The following is a 23,768-nucleotide window of genomic DNA, read 5'->3' as shown; positions in this document are numbered from 1 at the left end:
CTACGACGAGCTCGCGACGCCGCGTCGTCGCACCCGGCCTCGACCCGCGCCGGGTTGCCTCGTCCTGCGCCGTGGCCTGGGCCTCTGGCAGGATCGGGGTGTGGTCGACGAGAACGACGTGCCCTCCGAATCGTTGCTCCGCCTCGCGGCGGCGCACGGGGTCGCGCCCGACCACTGGGGCTTCCACGGCGAGCTCAAGGCGGCGTCCGCGACGACGCTGCGCAACGTCCTGCGGGCGCTCGGGGTCGATGCGTCGTCGCCCGAGCGCATCGACGTCGCCCTGGCCCACGTGGACGACCAGCCGTGGCGGCGCGTGCTGCCGCCCGTGGTCGTCGTGCGCAGCGGTCGCACCGTGCACGTCCCCGTGCACGTGACCGACGGCGACCCGGTGTCGGTGTGGATCGAGCTCGACCCCGAGGTCGGGGGAGGCCGGCGGGACGTCCCGCAGGCCGACGTCTACGTCGCGCCCCGCTCGGTCGACGGCCGCATGGTGGGGCGGGCGTCGTTCACCGTGCCGTCCGACCTGCCGCTCGGCTGGCACGAGCTGCGCGCCGACGGCCCGAGTGCGCGTGCGCGCTGCGTGCTCGTCGTGACGCCGGACCGGCTCGAGCTCCCGCCCGAGCTCGAGCACGGGCGCATGTGGGGCCTCATGGCGCAGCTCTACTCGGTGCGGTCCCGTCGGTCGTGGGGCGTCGGCGACCTCGTCGACCTCGCGGACCTCGGGGTGCTCGCAGGCGACGTGGGCGCGGACTTCCTGCTCATCAACCCGTTGCACGCCGCCGAGCCGGCGGTCCCCATGACGCCGTCGCCGTACCTGCCGACGACCCGCCGGTTCGTGAACCCCCTGTACGTCCGTCCCGAGGCGATCCCCGAGGCGGCGTACCTCTCGTCGGCCGACCGCTCGCTCGTCGAGTGGGCCGCGGAGCCCGTCGTGGCGCTCGACACGGACCCGGGCCCGATCGACCGCGACGCCGCGTGGGAGGCCAAGCTCGCGGCGCTGCAGGTGATCTTCACCGTGCCGCTCCCGGCAGCACGCCAGGTCGCGTTCGACGCGTTCGTCGCCGAGCAGGGACCGGGGCTGGAGACGTTCGCGCTGTGGAGCGCTCTCGCCGAGAAGTACGGCGCGGAGACGATCCCGACCGAGCTCGAGGACCCCGCGTCGCCCGCGGTCGCCGCGGAGCGTGAGGCGCTCGCGGACCGGGTTGCCTTCCACACCTGGCTGCAGTGGGTGAGCGACGAGCAGCTCGCGGTGGCCCAGCGCACGGCGCGCGAGTCCGGCATGGCGATCGGGATCATGCACGACCTCGCGGTGGGCGTGCACCCCGCGGGCGCGGACGTGTGGGCGCTCGGCGACGTGCTGGTGCGCGGCGCGACCGTGGGCGCCCCGCCGGACATGTACAACCAGCAGGGTCAGAACTGGTCCCAGCCGCCGTGGCACCCGCAGGCCTTGGCCCGCGCGGGCTACCGGCCGTACCGGGACATGCTGCGGACCGTCCTGCGGCACGCGGGGGCCATCCGCATCGACCACGTCATCGGCCTGTTCCGGCTGTGGTGGGTCCCGGAGGGCGCGGGGGCCGACGAGGGCGCCTACGTGCGCTACGACCACGAGGCGCTCGTGGGCATCCTGGCGCTCGAGGCGCAGCGCGCGGGCGCGATCGTCATCGGCGAGGACCTCGGCGTGGTCGAGCCCTGGGTGCGCGACTACCTCAGCGAGCGGGGTGTCCTGGGCACGTCGGTGCTGTGGTTCGAGCACGACCTGCACGGCGGGCCGCTCGCACCGCAGGACTACCGACGGCTCGTGCTGGCGACCGTCACGACGCACGACCTGCCGCCCACCGCGGGGTACCTCGCGGGCGAGCACGTCGCGATCCGCGAGCGACTGGGTCTGCTGACCGATCCCGTTCCGGTGGTTCGCGCCGCGGCTGACGCCGAGCGCGAGCGGATGCTCGCCGCGGTGCGCGAGCGTGGGCTGCTCGGTGACGACCCGTCGGAACGTGAGGTGGTCGAGGCGCTGCACCGGTACGTCATGGCGACGCCCGCGGTGCTGCTCGGCGTCGGGCTCGTGGACGCGGTGGGGGAGCGGCGCGCGCAGAACCAGCCGGGGACGGACCAGGAGTACCCCAACTGGAAGGTCCCGCTCGCGGACTCCTCGGGCACCCTCGTGCTGGTCGACGACCTGTTCACGAACGCGCGGCTGCGCTCGCTCGCGGCGGTCCTCGGCTCCTGAACCCGCACGTCCCGACGGCCTCGGCGCACGTTCGGGTGGAAGCGCGTCCACACCTCTGGCGCGAACCCGGGCGAACGGTGCACACTGGGCGCGGGTCGTCTCCCCCTCGGGACCCGCGCAGGATCGGAACGGGAACCCACGCGGCACGAAGATGCGTCGTGTGACCTGCGACGTCACCTCCGGCGACCCTCGACAGACCGACGCGACGGAGCGTCGGCCCGGCAAGATTGGAAGCGCTACCAATGAGATCAGCCGTACGCCGCCGCGCGATCACCGCGGGCACGTCGTTGGCCGTCGTCGCAGGGCTCTGCCTCGCGACGGCCACGTCCTCGAGCGCGAGCACGTCCCCCGCACCGAGCGCGGGCTCGTCGTCCGACCGCCTCTACATCGACGTCGCGGGCACGGCGGCGCAGGCCGCGGCCTCCCGCACCGGCCAGGCGCGGGCCGACGCGCTCGCCATGGCCAACCAGCCGACCGCGCGCTGGTTCACCAAGGGCACGCCCGCCGAGGTCCGCGCGAGCGTCGACGCCTACGTGAGCTCCGCGGCCGCGGACGGCTCGGTGCCCGTCCTCGTCGCCTACGACCTGCCGTTCCGCGACTGCTCGCAGTACTCCGCGGGCGGCGCGGCCGACACCGCGGCCTACGCCGCCTGGATCGACGCGATGGCCGCGGGGATCGGGCACCGCAAGGCCACCGTGATCCTGGAGCCCGACGGCCTCGGGATCATCCCCTTCAACACCGACATCAACGGCAACGCCGAGTGGTGCCAGCCGGCCGAGGCCGACCCCGCCACGGCCGTCGCGAACCGGTACGCGCAGTTCAACCACGCGGTCGACTCGTTCAAGAAGAACGCGGCGACGAAGGTCTACCTCGACGCCGGCAACACCAACTGGCTCTCGGTCGGTGACATCACCGACCGGCTCATCAAGGCAGGCGTCCAGCGCGCCGACGGCTGGTTCGTGAACTCGTCCAACTACGGCCCCACGGACCAGTCGGCGAAGTACTCGTCGTGGATCTCGCAGTGCCTCGATCTCGTGACGAACGCGGGATACCAGCCCGCGTGGTGCGCGAGCCAGTACTACCCGGCGAGCCCGGGCGACTTCTCGACGTGGGCGCTCACGGACGCCGCCTACGCGACCGCCTACGCGAACGCGAACCGCACGCCGGACCCGGCGACCATGAAGCACGGCGTCATCGACACGAGCCGCAACGGCAAGGGCTACTGGACGCCGCCCGCCGGCAAGTACTCCGACGCCGAGACCTGGTGCAACCCGCCGGGACGGGGTCTGGGCGACCTCCCGACGCTCAGCACCGGCGACGCGTACGTCGACGCGCTGCTGTGGATCAAGATCCCCGGCGAGTCCGACGGCAAGTGCTACCGCGGCACCGGAGGGCCGACCGACCCCGAGCGCGGGATCGAGGACCCCGACGCCGGGCAGTGGTTCGACCAGCTCGCACGTGAGCTGGTCCAGAACGCCAAGGTCGCGCTGCCGACGCCGACGTGCAAGGTCACGCAGGTCACGAGCAAGGCGTGGCACGGCGCGTTCGTCTCGAGCGTCGTCGTCAAGAACACCGGCAAGACGGCCATCAAGGGCTGGAAGCTCACGTTCGCGTTCTCCGGGACGCAGAAGGCGAAGGCCGACCTCGGAGCGAAGATCACGCAGGGCGGTCAGGTCGTCACGGCGACGAGCGTGCCGCTGACCTCGACGATCGCGCCCGGGAGGTCGATCGCGTTCGGCTACCTCGGCACGGGCGCGGACGCGGGTCTCAACCCGGCCGTGCACGTCCTGAACGGTCAGGCGTGCGCCTGACGGCCGCCTGACAGTCGACCGACGACGACCGGCCCCCGCACCGTCCGGTGCGGGGGCCGGTCGTCGTCGATGCCTCAGGCCCGGCGGTCGGTCTCCTGGGCGGCGAGGGCGCGGCGCACGCCGTCGCGCGACTCGAGCACCAGACGACGCAGCGCGGCCGGTGCCTCCGTGTGAGACCCGAGCCACGCGTCGGTCGCGCCGAGCACGTCGACGTGGTCGGCCAGGAGGGTGGGGTAGAGGCCCACGACGACGTTCTGCGCCATCTCGTTGGTCCGCTCCGCCCACACGCGCTCGAGCGCGTCGAAGTAGGGCTCGACGAACGGCACGAGCAGCGCGCGGTCGTGCACGCGCTCGAGGCCGGCGATCGTCGCCGCCTGCAGCGCGTTGGCGAGCTCGCCGTGCTCGACAGCGGCGTCCCACGCGGCCCGCTTGTCCGCCGCGGTCGGGACGGCGGCGCGCGCGGCCGCGGCGGCGCGGTGACCGGTCGCGGTCGGGTCGTCGGCGAGCTGGACCGCGATCTCGGTCTCGCCCGAGCGGCCGCCCGCGACGAGCGACGTCAGGAGCTCCCAGCGCAGGTCGGTGTCGATCGGCAGCCCGTCGAGCTCGTCGCGCCCGTCGAGCACCGCGGCGACGGCGTCCAGCTGCGCGTCGGTGCTCGCGCGCGCTGCGAACGCCTTGACGAGCTGCAGCTGCGCGTCCGAGCCGCCCTGGGCGGCACGCGCGAGGTCGAGCAGCCGGTCCGCCGCGGCGGCACCGACCGCGTCGCGGTGCTCGGGCGCGACGTACAGGTCGAGCGTCGTCGTCAGCTGCCGCAGCAGGACGAGCACCACCGAGGAGTCGGTCTCGTGCGCGATGTTGCCGAGCACGAGGTCGACGAAGTCGCGCGCGGGCGTCTCGCCGTCGCGCGTCGCGTCCCACGCAGCCGCCCACACCAGGGTCCGGGGCAGCGAGTCGTCGAACGCGCCGAGGTGCTCGATCGCGGCCGCCCACGACTGCTCGTCGAGGCGCACCTTGGCGTACGCGAGGTCGTCGTCGTTGACGAGCAGGAGCAGCGGGCGCCGCGTGCCGACCAGCCGGGGGACCTCGGTGCGCGGGCCGTCAACGTCGAGCTCGACGTGGACCGTGCGCGCGAGGCGCTCGTCGACGAGGTCGTACCCGCCGATCGCGAGGCGGTGCGGGCGCTGCACGGGGTGCTCGTCGGGCACCTCCTGCAGCACGGCGAACGATGTGATCGTCCCGTCGTCGTCGGTCTCCAGGTCGGGCCGCAGGAGCGTGACGCCCGCCTTCTCGAGCCACAGGCCGGACCACGAGGTGAGCTCGCGCCCGGACGTCGCCTCGAGCTCGACGAGCAGGTCCCGCAGCTCGGTGTTCCCCCACGCGTGCTTGCCGAAGTACGCGCGCACTCCCTCGAAGAACCTGTCCTGGCCGACCCACGACACGAGCTGCTTGAGCACGCTCGCGCCCTTGGCGTACGTGATGCCGTCGAAGTTGACCTCGACGTCCTCGAGGTCGCGCATGTCGGCGACGATCGGGTGGGTCGACGGGAGCTGGTCCTGGCGGTAGGCCCAGCTCTTCTCGAGCGAGGAGAACGTCGTCCAGGCGCTGGTCCAGCGGGTCGCCTCGGCCGTCGCGAGCGTCGAGACGTACTCCGCGAACGACTCGTTGAGCCACAGGTCGTCCCACCAGCGCATCGTCACCAGGTCGCCGAACCACATGTGGGCGAGCTCGTGCAGGATCGTCACGGCCCGGCGCTCGACCGTCGCGTCCGGCACCTTGGACCGGAACACGTAGGACTCGAGGAAGGTGACCGCGCCGGCGTTCTCCATCGCGCCCGCGTTGAACTCGGGCACGAACAGCTGGTCGTACTTCGCGAACGGGTACGGCACGCCGAACGTCCGCTCGAAGAAGTCGAAGCCCGCGCGCGTGATGTCGAGGATGTTGTCGGTGTCGAGGTGATCGGCGAGCGAGCCGCGGCAGTACACGCCCAGCGGGATCTCGCGACCGTCGCTGCTGGTCAGCGAGCCGTGCTCGTGGTGGTACGGGCCGGCCACGACGGCGGTGACGTACGGTGCGAGGCGCGGGGTGGTCTCGAACGTCCACGTGGCCGTGCCCTCGTCGACACCACCGTTGAGGTTGGTGCCGCCCTCGACAGGCACGGGCTCACCGAGCGCCGGGTAGTTGGAGACGACGACCCAGTGCGCGGGCGCGGTGACCGTGAACGCGAACGTCGCCTTGAGGTCGGGCTGCTCGAACACCGCGAACACCCGCCGCGAGTCGGCCACCTCGAACTGCGAGTACAGGTACACCTCGTCGTCGACCGGGTCGACGAAGCGGTGCAGACCCTCGCCGGTGTTCATGTAGGCGCAGTCGGCGACGACGAGGAGCTCGTTCTCCTCCGCGAGGTCGTCGAGCGCGATCCTCGAGTCGGCGAACACCTGCGCGACGTCGAGCGACCGTCCGTTGAGGACCACCTCGTGCACCGTCGGGGCGATGAGGTCGACGAACGTGCTCGCACCGGGCGTTGCCGAGAACCGGGCCACCGTGCGCGACGCGAACGTCGTCGGCCCGGTGGTGAGGTCCAGGGTCACGTCGTACGAGTGGGTCGTCACGACGGCGGCGCGACCGCGCGCCTCCGCCCGGGTGAGGTTCTCGGCGGGCACGCGGGTCTCCTTCGAGCGTGTGGGGGTCGGCTCGTGGCCGGGTCACCATGATCCCACGCAGCACGCGGACGGCAGGTCGGGTCGGAGCCGGGATGCGGGCCGCGGGTGTCCGACCTGCGGAGGAGTGCTGCACGTCCGCCGGTCCGGGGTGAGGATGGGGCGTCCGTCCGCACGACCGAGGAGACCCTGTGCCCGAGATCGCCGTCCCGCTGACGCCCGTCGTCGACTTCTGGTTCGACCCGGCCTGCCCGTGGGCCTGGATGACGTCGAGGTGGATGGACGAGGTCGCGCGGCACCGCGACGTCGACGTGCGGTGGCACGTGATGTCGCTGTCGGTGCTCAACGAGGGGCGCGACGACCTGCCGCAGCGCTACGTCGACCTGATGACGGACGGCTGGGCAGCCGTGCGCGTGGTCGTCGCGGCGCAGCGCGACCACGGCGATGGCGTCGTCAAGCCGCTGTACGACGCGCTGGGCAGCCGTCGCCACCCCGGTGGCCGCAGCGACACCGCGGCGATCATCGAGGAGTCGCTCGCCGAGGTCGGCCTGCCCGCCTCGCTCGCGCAGGTGGGCGGCACCGACGAGGTCGACGACCTGCTGCGCGCGTCGCACGCCGAGGCGATCGCGCTCGTCGGCGACGACGTGGGCACGCCCGTCGTCGCGATCGACGGCGTCGGCTACTTCGGCCCGGTCGTGACCCCGGCGCCGACGGGAGAGGCGGCGCTGCAGCTGTTCGACGGCCTCGTCGCCATGACGCGCGTGCCGGGCTTCTACGAGCTGAAGCGCTCGCGCACCGACGGCCCGCGGTTCTGAACGTCGTCCACGGGTCACGGACGCGCGCTGACCAGCCGGTTGGCACGTCCGGTTCGTCCCGTGTGATCCTGGTCCGGCCCCCGACCCCGGCCCCGAGGTGACGAGCTCATGACCTGGACGCGAACCACCCGCACGTGGCTCGTGGTCGACGTCGTGCTCGTGCTCCTGCTCGTGGTCATCGCCGTCACGACGTCCGGCGGGGGGTCCCCGCAGGGGCAGGGACCGTCCGGGCCGCCGTCCACGTCGACGCCCGGCGCGCCCGCGACGACAGGTGCGAGCGGGACGGCGGACGGGCCGACGCAGTTCGGCCTGCCGAGCCGCAACATCGGGTGCGTCATGCAGGACGACGGTGTGACGTGCACGATCGCGAGCTACACGTACTCGCAGCCGAAGGCGAACGGTTGCGACGGCGAGCGCGGGCACGTCATGGCCCTGCACGGCAGCGACGTGTCGTTCCCGTGCCAGTCGTCGTCCACCACCACGAGGGCCGTCGCGACCGACGTACCCGTGCTCGAGTACGGGATGTCCGCTAACGCGGGCGACTACACCTGCACGAGCGCGACCGACGGCGTCACGTGCGTCAACGGCAAGGGCGACGGCTTCCGGCTCTCGCGCGCCTCGTGGGAGAAGGTCGGCAACGCGACGTAGGCGCGCGCGTCAGCCTCGCAGGTCCCCGTCCACGTACTGCCAGCCCTCGTCGCCCCGCACGAAGCGGCTGAGCTCGCGCAGCGAGCCGGGCTCGCCGTCGCCGCGCCGGGTCGGACGGTGGAAGGCCTCGAACTCCACGGCTCCGGTGGCGTCGAACGGGCCGCCCGCGCTCGTCGCGAGCACGTCGAGCCGGTACCACCGCACGTCGGGGTCGAGCTCGAGACGGTCGGGGCGCGTGCTGCGGTGCCACGAGCGCAGCAGGTGGTCGGCGTCGCCGAGCGCGAACGCACTGAAGCGGGACCGCATGAGCTGCTCGGCCGTCGCTGCGGCCCGCTCCCCGCGGTGCACCGGGCCGCAGCACTCCTCGAACGTGAGGCCGCTGCAGCACGGGCACCGCGAGGAGCTCGAGGTCACCAGATACGCACCCGGTCCTCGGGAGCGAGGTACAGCGCGTCGCCCGGCTGGACGTCGTACGCGTCGTAGAACGCGTCGACGTTGCGGACCACGCCGTTGCAGCGGAACTCGTTGGGGGAGTGCGGATCGGTGGCGAGGCGACGGACGACCTCCTCGTCGCGACCCTTCGACTGCCACACCTGGGCCCAGCCCAGCATCACGCGCTGCACGCCCGTGAGGCCGTCGATCACCGGTGCGTCCTCGAGCGGCGTGCCCAGTGCGATGCGGTACGCCGTCAGCGCGATCGACAGCCCGCCCAGGTCGCCGATGTTCTCGCCGATGGTCAGCGCCCCGTTGACGTGGTGCGAGCCGTCGAGCTGTGCGGGAGAGAACGCGTCGTACTGCGCGACGAGCGCCGACGTGCGCTTCTCGAACTCGGCGCGGTCCTCGGCGGTCCACCAGTCCTCGAGCCGGCCGGCGCCGTCGTACTTCGAGCCCTGGTCGTCGAAGCCGTGCCCGATCTCGTGGCCGATGACCGCACCGATCCCGCCGTAGTTGACCGCGTCGTCGGCATCCGCGTCGAAGAACGGCGGCTGCAGGATGGCCGCCGGGAAGACGATCTCGTTCATGCCCGGGTTGTAGTACGCGTTGACGGTCTGCGGCGTCATGAACCACTCGTCGCGGTCGATGGGCCGGCCGATCTTCGCGAGCTCGCGGTCCTGCTCGAACGCGTTGGCGCGCCTGACGTTGCCGACGAGGTCGCCGGCCTGCACCGTCAGAGCGTCGTAGTCGCGCCAGCGCACGGGGTACCCGATCTTCGGCGTGAACGCGTCGAGCTTGGCGAGCGCCTTGACGCGCGTCTCCTCACCCATCCAGTCCAGGGCGGTGATGGACTCGCGGTACGCCTCGACGAGGTTGGCGACGAGCACGTCCATGCGCTCCTTGTGCGTGGGCGGGAAGTGCCGCTCCACGTAGACCTTGCCGACCGCCTCGCCCAGCACGCCCTGCACGAGCGCCACGCCGCGCTTCCAGCGGTCGCGCACCTCCTGGGCACCGGTGAGCGTGCGGCCGTAGAAGTCGAAGTTGGCCTGCACGATCTCGTCGGTCAGGTACGGCGCACGGTCGCTGACCACGTGGTAGGTGAGCCACGCCTTCCAGTCCTCGACAGGTTCCGACTGCCAGAGCGCTGCGAACGTCTCGGCGAACGACGGCTCGCGGACGACGACCTGGTCGAGCGAGCCGGCCGGTGCCCCCAGCGCGACGGCCCACGCGTGCCAGTCGAACCCGGGCGCGGACGCGGCGAGCGCGGCGAGCGTCGTCGGGTTGTACGTCAGGTCGGCGTCGCGGTCCTTCACGACGTCCCAGTGCCCCGCCGCGAGCTTCTTCTCGAGCCCCACGACGCGAGCGGCGGCGTCGGCTGCGTCCGCGACACCGGCGAGCGTGAGCATCCGCTCGACGTGCGGACCGTAGGCCTCGAGCACCGCGGCGTACTGCTCGTCGCGGTAGTACGACTCGTCGGGCAGGCCGAGGCCCGACTGGTAGAGGTAGACGACGTACCGCTCGGGGTCCTTGGCGTCGTTGTCGATCCAGAAGCCGACGGCCCCGCCCGCGCCCGTGCGCTGCAGCGCGCCGAGAGCACCCGTGAGCTCCGCCTGCGACGTCGCCGCCTCGACGAGGGCGAGGTCGGTCCGCAGCGGCGCCGTGCCCGCGGCCTCGATCGCCTCGGTGTCCATGAAGCTCGCGTACACGGCGCCGATCTTCGCCTCGACCCCGTCGGCGTCGGCCGTGGCCGCCGCGTCCGTGATGATGTCGCGCACCTGCTCCTCGGCCTGGTCGTGCAGCGCGCGGAACGAGCCGTCCATCGCGCGGTCGGCCGGGATCTCGTGCGCCGCCACCCAGCGGCCGTTGACGTGCCGGAAGAGGTCGTCCTGCGGGCGGACGGCGGGGTCGAGGGCGGTCAGGTCGATGCCGCTGCGCGGCGCGGGGCTCGTCATGGGCACAGCCTACGGATCCGTACCGACACGGACGGGTCCGGGTGCGGCAGGATGGGCGCATGCGCATCCACATCGGTTCCGACCACGCCGGCTACGAGCTCAAGGTCGCGCTCGTCGAGCACCTGCGAGCGGCGGGGCACGACGTCGCCGACCACGGCGCGCACGGGTACGACGAGTCCGACGACTACCCGCCGTTCTGCTTCGAGACGGGTGAGGCCGTCGTCGCCGACGCCGGCTCGCTCGGCATCGTGATCGGCGGCTCGGGCAACGGCGAGCAGATCGCGGCCAACAAGGTCGACGGCGTGCGCGCCGCGCTCGCGTGGAACCTCGACACCGCGCGCCTGGCCCGTCAGCACAACGACGCGAACGTCGTCTCCATCGGCGCTCGTCAGCACTCGGTCGACGAGGCCACCGAGCTGGTCGACGCGTTCCTCGCCGAGCCGTTCAGCCGGGGCGAGCGCCACCAGCGGCGCATCGACCTGCTGACCGCCTACGAGCGGGAGCGCTGAGCTCTCACCACACGTACGAGCACACCGGCGCGAGCGGCGACGAGAAGGCCGTCGTGACAGCCGCCGCCGCTCCGGGGCGGTGCTCGGCGGCGAGGCCCGCGCGCACCATCGCGGACATCGAGCGGCCGCCGAGGTAGGCCGCGCCCAGCTCGCGCACGTCGAGCGCGACGTCGGCCGCTTCCTCGGTCCGTGCGGCCCGCGCCGCCCATGTCCCGTCGTCGCGCACGTCGGTCGTCGTGAGCCGCCAGCGGCCGGCGTTCGCGGGCACGCGCGCGTCCGTCAGCTCGAGCACCACGTCGAGCGGGGCGGCGTACGACCGGCCCTCGAGAGCGCCAGCGACGTCCAGCACGCGCACCCAGAGGTTGTCGACGAGCGAGAGCTGCGCGCCGCGCACGTCGAGCAGCAGCTGGAGCAGGACGTCGTCGGTCGCGAGGTTGGCGACGCCCACCTCGGAGGTGAGGTCGAGGTCGAGCAGGAAACCCCACAGCCTGCGGGCGGCCGCCGCGTCGAGCGCCACGACCTCGCGCAGACGCACGGTGTACCGGGGACCCTGCGGGGCCCACGTCTCCTTGCGACGCACGAGCGCGTAGCCGCGCGGCTCGCCCTCGGCGTCGTGCACGGTCGCGATGCGCAGGGGCTCGCCGCCGTCCCGCCAGGCGGGCGGGTCGGCGACCGCACGACGACGCCAGGCGTCGGTCGACCGCGTGAACCACCCGGGCCGTCCGGCGCCCGCCGCGACGTGCAACTGCTGCACCAGGTCCGTGTCCCGCTCGGGGGCCACGGTGTCGAACCGGACCGTGAGCCGGTCGGCGCCCGGCACGTCGCGCAGGGGAGCGCGGCGCGCGAGCGTCGCCTCGACGTGCGTCGACGCGGCGCCGTAGCCGAAGCGACCGTAGATCGCCGACTCGGCGGCCCACAGCGCCGAGACGACCTCGCCGCGTGCGAGCGACCGCGCGAAGTGCGCGTCGATCATGGCCGAGAGCAGTCCCCGCCGGCGCTCGTCGGGACGCACGCCCACCCAGGTCAGCCCGGCGCACGCCACGTCCCCGCCCGGCACGGGCATGCGGTAGCGGTACGACGAGTGGACGGCGGCGAGCTCCCCGTCGGGCCGCTCGACGCCCGCGGTGCGGTCCCACTCGAGCGTGATCGGCACGATGGCCGCGGTCTCGGCCGAGGTCGCGAACGCGAACGCCAGCTCGTCGACGTGCAGGAGCTCGTCCTGCCGGTCCTGGGCGATGTCGACCATGCGGTAGCCGTCGGGGAGCGTCATGGCGACATCGTGTCGTGCGTCGGCGCGAGGCCGCCAGCGAAATGGGGCGCCCGTCAGTCCGGGAACCAGATCGCGGCGCGCAAGGCGACGCGCGTGCCGTCGGCCGAGAGCGGCGTGCGCTCGGCGCGCAGCAGCGCGAGCGCGCGCGTCGTGTGCCGTGCGGGTGGCGAACCGGCGGCGTTCACCACGCGCCACCACGGCACGCCCGAACCCGCGCGCGCCATCACCTGGCCGACCTGACGGGGGCCGCCGCGTCGTGCGAGCCCCGCCGCGGCGAGCTCGTCGCCCACGACCTCCGCGACAGTCCCGTAGGTCATCGCGCGCCCCGCGGGGATGCGCGCGACGAGGTCGAGCACGGCCTCCACGTAGTCGTCGTCCATCGAGCCGTGCGGTCCCTCGGATGTCGTCGGATGGTCGCGTCGCCGCGGCGGCGCGGTGCGGGCGTCAGCCGGCGAAGACGCCCGCGATCGTCGCGAGCCGGCGCGGGTCGGCCTGCACGAGCATCGTCGTCACGGCCGTCGAGCGCCAGGGGGCGAGCTGGGCGCGGATGTCGTCAGGGGTCCCGACGAGGCCGATGTCGAGCACCAGCTCGGTCGGCACCGCTGCCGCGGCACGCTCCTTGTCGCCGGCCAGGTAGTGCGCCTGGATCTCGTCGCACGCCTCGCCGTACCCGAGGCGGTCCAGGACGTTGCGGTGGAAGTTCGCGCCCTTCGCGCCCATGCCGCCCGCGTAGAGCGCCACGAAGGGGCGGACCTGGTCGGCGGCCGCCTCGACGCTCTCGTCGACGACCACCGGGACCGCGGCGGTGACCTCGAACTCGTCGGGATCGCGCAGGCCGCCCTGCCGCACCGCGAAGCCCTCGGCGAGCAGCGCGCGGTACTCGTCGTCCATGCGCGGCGAGTAGAACAGCGGGAGCCACCCGTCGGCGATCTCGGCCGACAGCGCGATGTTCTTGGGCCCCTCCGCGGCGAGGTGGATCGGCAGGTCGGCGCGCAGCGGGTGCACCGTGGGACGCAGCGGCTTGCCCAGGCCGGTGCCGGCGTCGAGCGGGAGCTGGTAGAACTCGCCGTCGAACGTCACCGGCGCCTCGCGCGCGAGCACCTGCCGCACGACCGCGACGAACTCGCGCGTGCGGGCCAGCGGTCGCGGGAACGGCTGCCCGTACCACCCCTCGACCACCTGCGGGCCGGAGGCGCCGAGCCCGAGCACGAAGCGGCCGCCCGACAGGTGGTCGAGGGTGAGGGCCGCCATCGCCGTGGCCGTGGGCGTGCGTGCGGACATCTGCACGATGGACGTGCCGAGCCGGATGCGCGACGTGCTCGAACCCCACCACGCGAGCGGCGTGAACGCGTCCGACCCGTACGCCTCGGCCGTCCACACGGAGTCGAACCCGAGCTGTTCCGCGGCGAGCACCGTCTCCTGCGCGCCTCGCGGGGGACCCGCCTGCCAGTAGCCCAGGTAGTAGCCCAGCCGCATGGTGCGTCCTCCAGTCCGTGCGCGTCGTCGGTGACGCGGTCGCCCAGGCTACCGGGGGTTACTCGCGAGTAGCCAGCGGTCGTCTCACACCGCGCGCGAGCGGTCGGCGAGCGCGTTGAGCAGGGCGGCTGCCGTCGCTGCGTCGTCCACGGTCACGACGAGGATGCGCCCGCCCGTGCGGTGCACCTCGAGCCCGTCGCCCTTGCGCAGGACGATGCCCGTGCGCCCGCCCCGACCCACGCGGTACCCCCAGCCGCCGAACTCGCTGATCGGCTCGACCTGCCGCGCGACGGCACGTTCGACCTCGTCGAGAGGCACGCGGACACGCGGCCACCCCAGCAGGCTGCGCACGTCGAGCCCGCGCTCGTCGACCGTCGCGTCGAACGCGACCATCGAGCACAGGAGCGCCGCGAGCAGCACGGCCAGGAGCCCGAGCGCCCACATGCGGGTGAGGACGGTCGCCACCAGGACGGCGAGGACGGCCACCGTGCCGACGACGAGGGTCGGGCGCGAGTGCACGCTGCGACGCCACACGGCGCGCTCGGAGTCGCCGAGGTCGAGCCGGGGTGCGTCGCGGTCGACGCGTGCCGTCGTCGGCTGCGGTCGGTCGGTGCGCACGAGCGCCGCCGCCGCGACACCGAGGACGAGGCCGGCGATCACGGCGACCAGCAGCGTCGGACCGAAGCCGCCCGCGTCGACCGCGTCCGCGAGCCCGCGCTGGCCGGCGAGCGAGCCCACCATGATGCAGCCGAGGAAGGCGGCGAGCCCGACGCTCGTGCCCGTCGCGATCCGTCGCGTCGCCGACGCGCGGCCGGCCCAGAACGCGAGCGCCCAAGCGCCGACGGACGTCACGACACCGGTGAGCAGCATCGGCCAGATCGCCGAGGCGAGCGACCCGAACCCGTCGGGGCCGTCGGTGCCCCAGTGCACGGCGACGGGGTCGGGCAGGTCGTCGGCCCAGCTCAGCGCCACGGCCGTGGCAGCGGCGAGGAGGGCGACCGGGACGACGAGCGTCAGCAGCGTGGTGCGCAGGCGGTCGGGGACGGGGTTGCTCATCGCAGTGCCTCCTTGAGCAGGGCCATGGTCGTCGCGGGGGGGACGTCGAGGTCGCGGGCCGCCGCGACGACCTGGTCGATCGCCGCGTGCAGCCGGGCGTGGTCGGGCACGTCGGCGACGACGGCACCCCGGCCGCGCCGCAGCTCGATCACGCCGTCGTCGCGCAGGTCCTGGTACGCGCGCAGGACGGTGTGCAGGTTGACGTCGAGCGACGTCGCGAGGTCTCGCGCCGCGGGCAGCCGGGTGCCCGCGGCCAGGTCTCCGCGCGCGACGAGCGAGCGCACCTGCGAGCCGATCTGCTCGAAGAGCGGCTCGGGCGACGAGGTGTCGATCCGCAGCAGCATGCGACCAGTCTAGTTGTTATGGCTCAACTAGAACAATCCGAACGAGGGAGGTCAGAGGCGGGCGGTCAGCGCGTCGTCGTCGACGACGAACCACACGTGCCGCCCTCGGTTCGACTCGACGACCCACGCCGCGAACGCCGAGCTGCGCTCCTCGTGCGCGCGCACGTCCCCGACGACCGCGAGCACCAGGTGGTAGTTGACGAACTTCTGCGTGAGCTCGCCCGCGACGCCGCTCGCGAGCTCGAAGAACGCGGGGTCGAGCCTCGCGACGGGCACGGCGACGACGTCGGCCTGAGCGCCCCACGCCGAACCGATCAGGTCGTTCGCGTCGGCGTCGGTCAGCAGCGGCCCGTCGTCGGGCAGCCGGAGCACAGCGAGCGGAGGCACGGGATCAGATGTAGATCGCGGGGTCGTCGACCTCGACGTCGAACGGGGCGGCCGGCGTGCGCAGCCGGATCGTCGCGGGGACGCCGACGGCGATCGCGCCCGGCGGGACGTCGTGGATCACCACGGCGTTCGCGCCGATCTGCGCGCCGTCGCCGACCCACACGGGCCCGAGCACCTTGGCGCCCGCGCCGACGACGACGCCGTCGCCCAGCGTGGGGTGGCGCTTGCCCTTGCGCATCGACTTGCCGCCGAGCGTGGAGCCGTGGAACAGCACGACGTCGTCGCCGACCTCGGCGGTCTCGCCGATGACCACGCCCATGCCGTGGTCGATGAACAGCCGGCGTCCGAGCCGGGCACCGGGGTGGATCTCGACCCCCGTGACGGCACGTGCCAGCTGGGACACGAGGCGCGCGGGGAACTGCAGGCCGGGGCGACGCCACATGCGGTGGGCGACCCGGTAGGTCCACACCGCGTGCAGGCCGGGGTAGACGAGCGCCACCTCGACGAGGGAGCGCGCGGCGGGGTCACGACGGCGTGCGGCGTCGAGGTCCTCGCGCAGCGCGGACAGCAGGGTGGTCATCGTTCCTCGGGGGCGCGTGGGACGGGTTCGGGACCTGGTCCGGGCCGGCGCTCGCGTGAGCGCCGGCCCGGACGTGTGGCGGGTCAGTCGAGCAGGTCCGCGTACAGCACGGTCGACAGGTAGCGCTCACCGAACGACGGGATGATCGCGACGATCAGCTTGCCCGCGTTCTCGGGGCGCTCGGCCAGCTGCTTGGCGGCCGCGAGCGCGGCGCCCGACGAGATGCCGACGAGCAGGCCCTCCTCGGCGGCGGCACGGCGCGCGAACTTCACGGCGGTGTCGGCGTCGATGTCGATGACCTCGTCGTACACGCTCGTGTCGAGGATCTCGGGCACGAAGTTGGCGCCGAGGCCCTGGATCTTGTGCGGACCGGGCTGTCCGCCGTTGAGGATGGGCGACTCGGCGGGCTCGACGGCCACGATCTGCACGCCGGGCTTGCGCTCCTTGAGCACCTGGCCGACGCCGGTGATGGTGCCGCCCGTGCCGATGCCCGCGACGAGGATGTCGATCTCGCCGTCGGTGTCGGCCCAGATCTCCTCGGCGGTCGTCCGCCGGTGGATCGCGGGGTTGGCGGTGTTCGCGAACTGGCGCGCGAGGATCGCCCCGTCGCGCTCGGCGGCGATCTCGTTGGCGCGGTTGACCGCACCCTTCATGCCCTCGGAGCCCGGCGTGAGGATCAGCTCGGCACCGAACGCACGCAGCAGCGCGCGCCGCTCCTTCGACATGGTCTCGGGCATCGTCAGGACGACCTTGTAGCCGCGCGCCGCGCCGACGAACGCGAGCGCGATGCCCGTGTTGCCGGACGTCGCCTCGACGATCGTGCCGCCCGGCTTGAGCTCGCCGGACTCCTCGGCGGCGTCGATGATCGCGACGCCGATGCGGTCCTTGACGGAGTTGGCGGGGTTGTAGAACTCGAGCTTGCCGACCACGGTGGCCGGGGCGCCGTCGGTGATCTTGTTGATGCGGACGAGCGGGGTGTTGCCGATGAGCGCCGTCGCGTCGTCGTAGATGCGTGCCATGGTTCCTCTTCGGTCGAGCCGTCGTCTCGCGGCGACGGCGGGGGGTGCTGGATGCTGCGAACGGCGCGGTGGTGTGCCGCTCGCGGGGTGGCGGGGCCGGCTCCGGGCCGACGGTCAGGGCGACGGGGGCTGTCGCTCCTGGGCGGGGCGAGCGCTGGGCACAGGGATCACCTCGGGGTGCGGACCTGGGGCCGCACGAGGGGGCCAGCGCTCTACAGACAGCGACAACAGGTCGCGGCGGCGACCTGGGCGCGCGCGACCACGGGGGCAACGGTGCAGTTCTGCACGCTCATCGCTCTCCCTCGCACGGCTCATGGGACCGGACCGGGCGGGTGCCCGGGCATCGGTCGCTCCGACGGTAGCGGTAACGCCGCGAGGGGTGCAAAGGTTCCCGTCCCTCGGACGTCGTGCGATGCGGGTCCGGGTACGACGATGCCGCGGCGACGCGAGGTCGCCGCGGCATCGTGGCGTGCGGGGTGCCGCGCTCAGGCGGCACCGGCGTGGGAGCTCAGCTGGCCTTCTTGACCGTGAGCGTGACGACGGAGCCGGCGGGCACGGTGCCGGTCTCCGGGTCCTGCTTCACGACGAGCCACGTGTTCGCGTCGTCACCGACCGTGACGTCCTTGCCGTCGGTGTCGACGACCTTCGTCTTGAGGCCGAGGAGGTCGAACGTGCCGTTGGCGGCGTCGAGCGTCAGGTTGGTCTGCGACACGACCTCGACGTCGCCCGACGGCGTGGCCGCCGCGGACGTGCCGTCGGTCGAGGCGTCGGTCGACGTGGCGGTCGTCGTCGCACCCGAGGTGGCCGCGTCGTCCGACGAGTCGTTCGAGCAGCCCGCGAGGAGCATGGTCGAGGTGAGCAGCGCGATGCCTGCGCCGGCGATGGTCTTCTTCATGGATCTGCCCCCAAGGGTCGTCCTGATCATGAGCGTGCCCCCCGGTGGCCGCGGTGCGACTTCCTCGAGGGCGGTCGCCGGACCTGCCGGCGACGGTGGCCACGGTCGCCGAGCGACCGAGGCGAGCTGCCCGGACAGCGGTCTCCGGCCATGGCCGGGCACCGCGCGCGGGCGACCGGACGACCGTATCCCCGACCACTGACACGAGAACCACTCATTTCCACCCAACCGCCGCATGGTGGACAGCGACGTACATCACCCCAGGTCACAGGCCGTCGTTGCTGCGGGCTATCGCCGGCGACCGCGATGACGCGTCGAGCGGTGCGTCTGCTGGTCGCGGGTGCAGCCCGTGTGCACACATGTGCCGGGCGGTCGGACAGATCGTGCGCGTCGGACACTCAGGACGCGGGCCTCGTCGGCCGATGGGGTGAGGGGCGCACCCTGCTCGTCGGGCGCCCGACCACCGAGCACCTGGAGCACCGCCATGCGACCCCTGACAGCCCTGCGCACCGGAACCCGCCTCGTCGGCGCAGCCACCGGGGCGGTCCTGCTCGGCTCGCTCGTGCTCACTCCCGCGACCGCCGCGACCTCGTCTCCCCAGACGACGGCCACCCCGAAGCCGACGGCGACCGCGACGGCGACGCCGACCGCGACCCCGACCGTCACGCCGACGCCCACGCCCACGCCGACGCCGACCGCGACCCCCACGCCGAAGCCGACGATCCCCAAGAAGCTCACCCGCGCGACCACTCCCGGCGGCACCACGATCGTGCTGCCGCTGGTCGCGAAGACGTATGCGATCACCTCGGGCTACGGCGCGCGCTGCATCCCGGTGCGCGGCGGCTCGACGTTCCACTACGGCCTCGACATGGCCACCAAGGACGGCACGCCGATCTACGCGGTCGCGTCGGGGACGGTGACGAGCGTGCACCGGCCGAGCGGAGGCACCGCCGGGTACGTCACGGTGCGCAGCGTCGTCGACGGCCAGGTCACGTACCTCGCGTACATCCACATGTGGAACCCGGCGAAGTACGTGCGCCTGGGGCAGGCGGTCTCGGTCGGGCAGCACATCGCCGACGTCGGCGCGTCCGGCCCGGCGACCGGACCGCACCTGCACCTCGAGGTCTGGAACGGCGCGTTCTACGGTGCGGGCACGTCGGCCGACCCGCGCACCTGGCTCACGGCCAACGGTCTCGCGGTGACGTCGCTCGCGACGGCGGACCGCTCGGTCGCCGCGCCGACGAGCTGCACCTACTACTCGACCGCGCGCCTCAACGTCCGGGCGGGCGCGTCGACGTCCACCAAGGTCCTGACCACGGTGCCCGCCAACACGCGCCTGTCGAACAAGCCCGGCGTGAAGGTCAACGGGTTCATCCCCGTGACCGTCACCACCGCCGCCGGCGCGAAGGTCAAGGGCTGGGTGCACACCGACTACATCCTGCGCTACCGCACGTACTCGACCGCGAAGAAGGTCGACGTGCGCTCGCGGCCGTCGTCGTCGGCGCACCGTGTGCTGCGTGCCGCCAAAGGTCGGCCGGTGACGCTCCTGGCGCACAGCGGCTCGTGGACCAAGGTGCGCGTGTCCGGCTACGCCGGCTGGGTGCCGACCAAGGCCGTCCGCAGCGGCCTGTAGCCGGGTCGTCGCGAGCGCTGCCCGGTCTGGCACGCGACGGGGTGCAGCACCCCACGTCGCGCGTACGGCACGATGGCCCCGTGGTGACACCTGCGCCCAGCTCCGTGCCGACGCTCGACGAGGTCGCGCGCCACGCGGGTGTCTCGAGGGCGGTCGCGTCGCGGGTGATCAACGACGCCCCGCACGTGAGCCCGGCGAAGCGGGCCGCGGTCGAGGCCGCGGTGCGCGAGCTCGGCTACGTGCCCAACCCCACGGCACGTGCGCTCGCCACGCGTCAGGTGGGCTCCGTCGTGCTCGCGATGCCGGACGAGGGGCCGGACCTGTTCGCCGAGCCCTTCTTCGCCCGGGTGGTCCGGGGAGTCAGCGAGGCGCTCGCGCCGACCGACCTCGACCTCATGCTGCTGGCCACGTCCGGTCACGGCCGCGAGCGCGTGCAGCGCCTCGTGCGGCACCGGCGGACCGACGGCCTCATGCTCATGGCCGTGCACGGCGACGACCCGCTGCTCGAGCTGGCCGGGACGAGCGACGTCCCGATCGTCTTCGGGGGCCGCCCCCTGCACACCGAGCCGCGGTGGTACGTCGACGTCGACAACGAGGCCGGCGCTCGCACCGCGGTCGAGCACCTGGTCGCGACCGGGCACCGGCGCATCGGCGTCATCACCGGCCCGGTCGACATGCAGGTGGCGCAGGCGCGGCGGCAGGGCTTCGTCGACGCGATGCGCGCGGCGGGGCTCGACCCGTCGTGGGTCCAGGTGGGCGACTTCTCGGAGCCGAGCGGCACCGCGGCGACCGTCCGGCTGCTCGCCGCACACCCGGACGTCGAGGCCATCTTCGCCGCGTCGGACAACATGGCCGTGGGGGCGATCCGGGCCCTGCGCGCGGCAGGGCGCAGCGTCCCGGGGGACGTGTCCGTCGTCGGGTACGACGACCTGCAGACCGCCCGCCTGAGCGACCCGATGCTGACGACCGTCCACCAGCCCGTCGCCGAGCTCGGTCGGCAGATGGCCGCGATGGTGCTCGCGCTCCTCGCGCGGCAGACGCCGGCACCGGTGCTGCTCGCGCCCCACCTCGTCGAGCGCGACTCCGTGCGTCGGCGCTGACCGGGGCCGACGAGAGCGGACCCCGAGGGTGGCGGTCCGCCGCGTTCGGTCAGCCCCTCGCCTCGGTGAGCAGCCCCCGGCGGTGCGCGACCGAGACGGCCTCGGCCCGTCCGGACGCGTCCAGCTTGGCGAGCACACGCGACACGTGCACCGAGACCGTCTTGCCCGAGATGAACAGCCGGGCGCCGATCTGGTTGTTCGACAGCCCTTGCGCCACGAGCCCGAGCACCTCCAGCTCGCGCGCCGTCAGCACGTCGGACGAGCCGACGGAGACCCCCGGCACGGCGAGCCGGCCGCGCCGTGCGAGGTCCCGGACCGCGGCGGCCAGCGGCTCGGCGCCCATCTCCTGGGCCTCGGCGAGCGCGATCGCCGCCTCGACCTGCGCCCCGTCGCGGTCGCCCCGCGCGAGCATGGACCCGGCCCAGCGCCACCGGCTGCGCGCCTGCTCGTAGCGGTGCCCGTACCCGAAGGCGTCGACGGCGGCGCGCCACAGCTCCGGGTCGTCGGCCGCGCCACCCTCGAGACGGGCCGCCTCGGCGCGGGCCCGTGCGATCCAGGCCAGGCCCTCCGGGCCCATGCCGCGTCCCGGCGGCAGCGGTCGCCGCACGGTGCGTTCCAGCCGCTCGCGCAACGGAGCGCCCGCGGCCACGCGGTGGCTCGCATCGCGCCCGTGCAGGCGGTCGTCGTCGGCGGCGTCGGCGAGCGCGGCGAGCCCGATGGCCGAGAGCCAGATGCCCCCGAAGAACTCCGGCGTCCAGGCCTCGCTGAGGTGCTCGACGGCGCGCGTGACGACGTCGAGCGCCTCGTCCCAGCGTCCGTCGCGTGCCAGTGCGTCCGCGGCGCAGCCACCCGCGACGAGGGCGATCATGCCGTCGCGGACCCAGAGCGGCTCGAGCGCCCGGCAGCGGTCGACGACGTCGGCGTCGCCGCGCGCCGTCGCGGCGTACAGCACCGCCAGGTCGAGCAGACCCCCGTCCTCGTCGGGGCCGCGTGCGGGCACCTCGACGGCTCGTAGGTCGCCCTGGACGTACGCGGCGAGCGTGGCGTAGCCCGCGAGGTCGAGACCGTGGTCGGTGTTGGCCAGCCCGCGCTCGCGCGCCAGCGCGGAACCTTCCTGTGCGAAGCGGCGCGTCCCGTCGAGGTCACCGATCTCGTACCTGTTGGCGGCGAGGTTGGCGAGGATCCTCAGCTCGGTCGCGGAGTCGCCCACGGTCCGGGCGCGTGCGAGCGCCTGCCGCAGCAGGTCCTCGGCCTGGTCGCCGTCGTCGTCGGCGACGAGCACCGCGAACGTCGTCAGCGCGTCCGACTCGGCGTCGAGCGCGCTCACGGCTCGGGCGTCCGCGAGCGCCTCCTGCACGGCGGCGAACGCGTCGACCCGTCGGTCGAGGAAGACGAGCGAGCGCGCGTGCGTCGCGAGTGCCCACGCGCGCGCGGCGTCCGGGGTCGTGGGCAGCTCGGCGAGGGCGAGGTCGGTCTGCTCGAGGGCGTCGTCGGCCCGCTCGGCGGCCTGCAGGTGCCGTGCCAGGGCGATGCGGCGGCGTGGCCGCCGGGCCGGGTCCGCGGCATCGACCGCCGCACGCGCCAGCTGGATCGCGCGCTCACGGCGTGCCGCCGCCGCCGCTGCCGAGGCCGCGCGCGCGAGCACGTCGTCGTGCGCCTCGTCGTCCGGTGCGACCGCGTCCCACAACCTGAGCGCGACCTCGAGGTGGCGCAGCTCCTCCTCCGGAGCCAGCAGCGCGTGCGCGTCGCGAGCGGCGGTCAGGGATGCGGACAGCGCGGTCGGCAGGTCGGGGGCGGCGAGGGCGTGCGCCGCGAGCTCGGCCGCGGTGCCACGCGTCGGGTCGTCGCGCAGCGCGTGCACGTACGCACGATGCAGCGCCGAGGTCTCGCCGGGAAGCAGGTCGGCGGCGACGGCCTCCGCGAGCAGCGCGTGCCGGAACGCGAGGTGCTCACCCTCCACGGCGAGCACGTGGTGCCCGACGAGCTCCCGCAGCGACGAGTCGAGCGCTGGGGCGAGGGCCGGGTCGAACGCCGCCACCGCCGCACGCAGGAGCGCCTCGTCGACACGGCGTCCGCTCACGGAGGCGACCCGGGCGACCTGCTGGACGTCCGGGTCGAGCTGCTCGACGCGTGCCCGCAGGACGTCGGCCAACGAGCCGGGCAGGTCGTCGTCGGGCTGCTCGAGCAGCTCCTGCGCGAAGTAGGCGTTGCCGCCCGATCGCTCCGCGACGCGCTGCAGCGTCTCGGGGTCGGGCGGCTCGCCCGTGAGCGCGACGGCGAACGCGCGCACCTCGTCGTGCGTGAACGGCGGGAGCTCGATGCGCTGCACGCGCGGGTGTCGCGCGAGCTCGGCGGCGACGGGCCGCCACGGGTGTCGTCGGTGCAGGTCGTCGGTGCGGTACGTCACGACCAGGACCACGGGCTCGTCGCGCAGGCGCGCGACGAGGAAGCGCAGCACGTCCCGGCTCGAGGCGTCCGCCCAGTGCGCGTCCTCGACCACCAGCAGGAGCGGCTGGTCGGGCCGTGCGACCGCACCGAGCACCTCCGCGAGCGCGTCGAACAGCTGCAGCCGGTCGGCGTCGTCGTCAACCGCACCGCGTCCCAGGAGGCGTCCCAGCTCGGGCCGGCGGTCCTCGACCTCGGCGACGACCTGCGGGCACGTCTCCCGCAGTCGGGTGACCGCCTCCGCGAAGGGCAGGTACGGCAGCCCGATCTCGCCGAGGTCGACGCAGTGCGTCACGACGACCGCTGCGCCCTCGTCGACCGCCCGGCGTGCGAGCTCACGCACGAGCGCGGACTTGCCGACACCCGCGTCGCCCGCGAGCAGGAGAGCCCCGGGCACGCCCGTGCGCGCCCGGTCCAGCGCGTCCTGCAGGACGTCGACCTGGTCCGAGCGCGCGACGAACGGGGTCTCGAGGGGTCCGCGGCTCACGCAGTCGATCTTGTCAGCGACC

At 73.6% G+C, this 23,768-nt stretch carries 20 protein-coding genes; 7 read left to right on the top strand and 13 right to left on the bottom strand.

Annotated elements, in window-relative coordinates:
• Window positions 1-100: 100 nt before the first annotated feature.
• Window positions 101-2,227 carry a 4-alpha-glucanotransferase gene (gene malQ, locus AW16_RS0107970; protein ID WP_029289472.1) on the top strand — a complete coding sequence of 709 codons (2,127 nt, stop codon included), beginning with the start codon at window positions 101-103 and terminating at the stop codon, window positions 2,225-2,227.
• 242 nt (window positions 2,228-2,469) lie between these two features.
• A complete protein-coding gene (locus AW16_RS0107965) occupies window positions 2,470-4,038 on the top strand; it encodes a glycoside hydrolase family 6 protein (protein ID WP_029289470.1) in 1,569 nt (522 codons plus the stop codon).
• Window positions 4,039-4,112: 74 nt separating this feature from the next.
• Here the strand turns inward: AW16_RS0107965 and pepN are convergent, their stop codons facing one another.
• The gene (gene pepN, locus AW16_RS0107960) at window positions 4,113-6,698 is read right to left on the bottom strand and encodes an aminopeptidase N (RefSeq protein WP_029289468.1); all 2,586 of its coding nucleotides are present in this window, start codon (window positions 6,696-6,698) and stop codon (window positions 4,113-4,115) included.
• A 188-nt stretch (window positions 6,699-6,886) separates the two neighbouring features.
• Between pepN and AW16_RS0107955 the strand changes: the two genes are divergently transcribed.
• Window positions 6,887-7,510: a DsbA family protein gene (locus tag AW16_RS0107955; RefSeq protein ID WP_304412822.1), complete on the top strand. Its 624-nt coding sequence runs from the start codon at window positions 6,887-6,889 to the stop codon at window positions 7,508-7,510.
• Between the two features lie 108 nt (window positions 7,511-7,618).
• Window positions 7,619-8,158: a DUF6636 domain-containing protein gene (locus AW16_RS0107950; RefSeq protein WP_029289465.1), complete on the top strand. Its 540-nt coding sequence runs from the start codon at window positions 7,619-7,621 to the stop codon at window positions 8,156-8,158.
• Window positions 8,159-8,167: 9 nt separating this feature from the next.
• Here the strand turns inward: AW16_RS0107950 and AW16_RS0107945 are convergent, their stop codons facing one another.
• Entirely contained in the window at window positions 8,168-8,572 is a 405-nt protein-coding gene (locus AW16_RS0107945) for a YchJ family protein (protein WP_029289464.1), read from the bottom strand.
• The gene (locus AW16_RS0107940; protein WP_029289462.1) at window positions 8,569-10,545 is read right to left on the bottom strand and encodes a M13 family metallopeptidase; all 1,977 of its coding nucleotides are present in this window, start codon (window positions 10,543-10,545) and stop codon (window positions 8,569-8,571) included. The genes AW16_RS0107945 and AW16_RS0107940 overlap by 4 nt, the downstream gene beginning before the upstream one ends.
• 59 nt (window positions 10,546-10,604) lie before the next feature.
• Between AW16_RS0107940 and AW16_RS0107935 the strand changes: the two genes are divergently transcribed.
• Entirely contained in the window at window positions 10,605-11,054 is a 450-nt protein-coding gene (locus AW16_RS0107935) for a ribose-5-phosphate isomerase (protein ID WP_029289460.1), read from the top strand.
• Between the two features lie 4 nt (window positions 11,055-11,058).
• On the opposite strand, the gene AW16_RS0107930 is transcribed toward AW16_RS0107935, so the two are convergent.
• From AW16_RS0107930 to AW16_RS0107890, 9 genes are all read right to left on the bottom strand, one after another.
• A complete protein-coding gene (locus AW16_RS0107930) occupies window positions 11,059-12,324 on the bottom strand; it encodes a GNAT family N-acetyltransferase (RefSeq protein ID WP_029289458.1) in 1,266 nt (421 codons plus the stop codon).
• Window positions 12,325-12,377: 53 nt separating this feature from the next.
• A complete protein-coding gene (locus AW16_RS0107925; RefSeq protein WP_029289456.1) occupies window positions 12,378-12,704 on the bottom strand; it encodes an MGMT family protein in 327 nt (108 codons plus the stop codon).
• Window positions 12,705-12,768: 64 nt separating this feature from the next.
• Window positions 12,769-13,800, bottom strand: coding sequence for an LLM class F420-dependent oxidoreductase (locus AW16_RS0107920; protein ID WP_029289454.1), 1,032 nt, complete (start codon window positions 13,798-13,800; stop codon window positions 12,769-12,771).
• An 84-nt stretch (window positions 13,801-13,884) separates the two neighbouring features.
• A complete protein-coding gene (locus tag AW16_RS0107915; RefSeq protein ID WP_029289452.1) occupies window positions 13,885-14,856 on the bottom strand; it encodes a DUF1648 domain-containing protein in 972 nt (323 codons plus the stop codon).
• Window positions 14,853-15,200 carry a GntR family transcriptional regulator gene (locus AW16_RS0107910; RefSeq protein ID WP_029289450.1) on the bottom strand — a complete coding sequence of 116 codons (348 nt, stop codon included), beginning with the start codon at window positions 15,198-15,200 and terminating at the stop codon, window positions 14,853-14,855. The genes AW16_RS0107915 and AW16_RS0107910 overlap by 4 nt, the downstream gene beginning before the upstream one ends.
• A 51-nt stretch (window positions 15,201-15,251) precedes the next feature.
• Window positions 15,252-15,587, bottom strand: a complete 336-nt coding sequence (locus AW16_RS0107905; RefSeq protein ID WP_029289448.1) for a DUF4180 domain-containing protein — start codon at window positions 15,585-15,587, stop codon at window positions 15,252-15,254.
• Between the two features lie 4 nt (window positions 15,588-15,591).
• On the bottom strand, window positions 15,592-16,167 hold the full coding sequence (epsC, locus tag AW16_RS0107900; RefSeq protein WP_029289446.1) for a serine O-acetyltransferase EpsC: 576 nt from the start codon (window positions 16,165-16,167) through the stop codon (window positions 15,592-15,594).
• A gap of 83 nt (window positions 16,168-16,250) precedes the next feature.
• Window positions 16,251-17,186 (bottom strand): cysteine synthase A, encoded by a 936-nt coding sequence (gene cysK / locus AW16_RS0107895; protein ID WP_029289444.1) that lies wholly within the window; start codon window positions 17,184-17,186, stop codon window positions 16,251-16,253.
• 508 nt (window positions 17,187-17,694) lie between these two features.
• Window positions 17,695-18,081, bottom strand: coding sequence for a PASTA domain-containing protein (locus AW16_RS0107890; protein WP_029289442.1), 387 nt, complete (start codon window positions 18,079-18,081; stop codon window positions 17,695-17,697).
• A gap of 484 nt (window positions 18,082-18,565) precedes the next feature.
• Between AW16_RS0107890 and AW16_RS0107885 the strand changes: the two genes are divergently transcribed.
• Window positions 18,566-19,714, top strand: coding sequence for a peptidoglycan DD-metalloendopeptidase family protein (locus AW16_RS0107885; RefSeq protein WP_029289440.1), 1,149 nt, complete (start codon window positions 18,566-18,568; stop codon window positions 19,712-19,714).
• An 80-nt stretch (window positions 19,715-19,794) separates the two neighbouring features.
• On the top strand, window positions 19,795-20,814 hold the full coding sequence (locus AW16_RS0107880; protein WP_231495978.1) for a LacI family DNA-binding transcriptional regulator: 1,020 nt from the start codon (window positions 19,795-19,797) through the stop codon (window positions 20,812-20,814).
• Window positions 20,815-20,863: 49 nt separating this feature from the next.
• Here AW16_RS0107880 and AW16_RS0107875 read toward each other — a convergent pair whose 3' ends face one another.
• The gene (locus tag AW16_RS0107875; RefSeq protein WP_029289438.1) at window positions 20,864-23,746 is read right to left on the bottom strand and encodes an AAA family ATPase; all 2,883 of its coding nucleotides are present in this window, start codon (window positions 23,744-23,746) and stop codon (window positions 20,864-20,866) included.
• Window positions 23,747-23,768: the final 22 nt, after the last annotated feature.

This window comes from Cellulomonas sp. HZM, assembly GCF_000708885.1.
Classification (GTDB): Bacteria; Actinomycetota; Actinomycetes; order Actinomycetales; family Cellulomonadaceae; genus Cellulomonas.
The sequence above is the reverse complement of the archived record's forward strand: the minus strand, read 5'-3'. Positions and strand labels throughout refer to the sequence as shown.

Coding starts and splice junctions, on each gene's coding strand:
- AW16_RS0107965 (WP_029289470.1), top strand. CDS start 2,470: ATGAGATCAGCCGTACGCCGCCGCGCGATCACCGCGGGCACGTCGTTG.
- AW16_RS0107950 (WP_029289465.1), top strand. CDS start 7,619: ATGACCTGGACGCGAACCACCCGCACGTGGCTCGTGGTCGACGTCGTG.
- AW16_RS0107940 (WP_029289462.1), bottom strand. CDS start 10,545: ATGACGAGCCCCGCGCCGCGCAGCGGCATCGACCTGACCGCCCTCGAC.
- AW16_RS0107935 (WP_029289460.1), top strand. CDS start 10,605: ATGCGCATCCACATCGGTTCCGACCACGCCGGCTACGAGCTCAAGGTC.
- AW16_RS0107930 (WP_029289458.1), bottom strand. CDS start 12,324: ATGACGCTCCCCGACGGCTACCGCATGGTCGACATCGCCCAGGACCGG.
- AW16_RS0107925 (WP_029289456.1), bottom strand. CDS start 12,704: ATGGACGACGACTACGTGGAGGCCGTGCTCGACCTCGTCGCGCGCATC.
- AW16_RS0107920 (WP_029289454.1), bottom strand. CDS start 13,800: ATGCGGCTGGGCTACTACCTGGGCTACTGGCAGGCGGGTCCCCCGCGA.
- AW16_RS0107915 (WP_029289452.1), bottom strand. CDS start 14,856: ATGAGCAACCCCGTCCCCGACCGCCTGCGCACCACGCTGCTGACGCTC.
- AW16_RS0107910 (WP_029289450.1), bottom strand. CDS start 15,200: ATGCTGCTGCGGATCGACACCTCGTCGCCCGAGCCGCTCTTCGAGCAG.
- epsC (WP_029289446.1), bottom strand. CDS start 16,167: ATGACCACCCTGCTGTCCGCGCTGCGCGAGGACCTCGACGCCGCACGC.
- cysK (WP_029289444.1), bottom strand. CDS start 17,186: ATGGCACGCATCTACGACGACGCGACGGCGCTCATCGGCAACACCCCG.
- AW16_RS0107890 (WP_029289442.1), bottom strand. CDS start 18,081: ATGAAGAAGACCATCGCCGGCGCAGGCATCGCGCTGCTCACCTCGACC.
- AW16_RS0107885 (WP_029289440.1), top strand. CDS start 18,566: ATGCGACCCCTGACAGCCCTGCGCACCGGAACCCGCCTCGTCGGCGCA.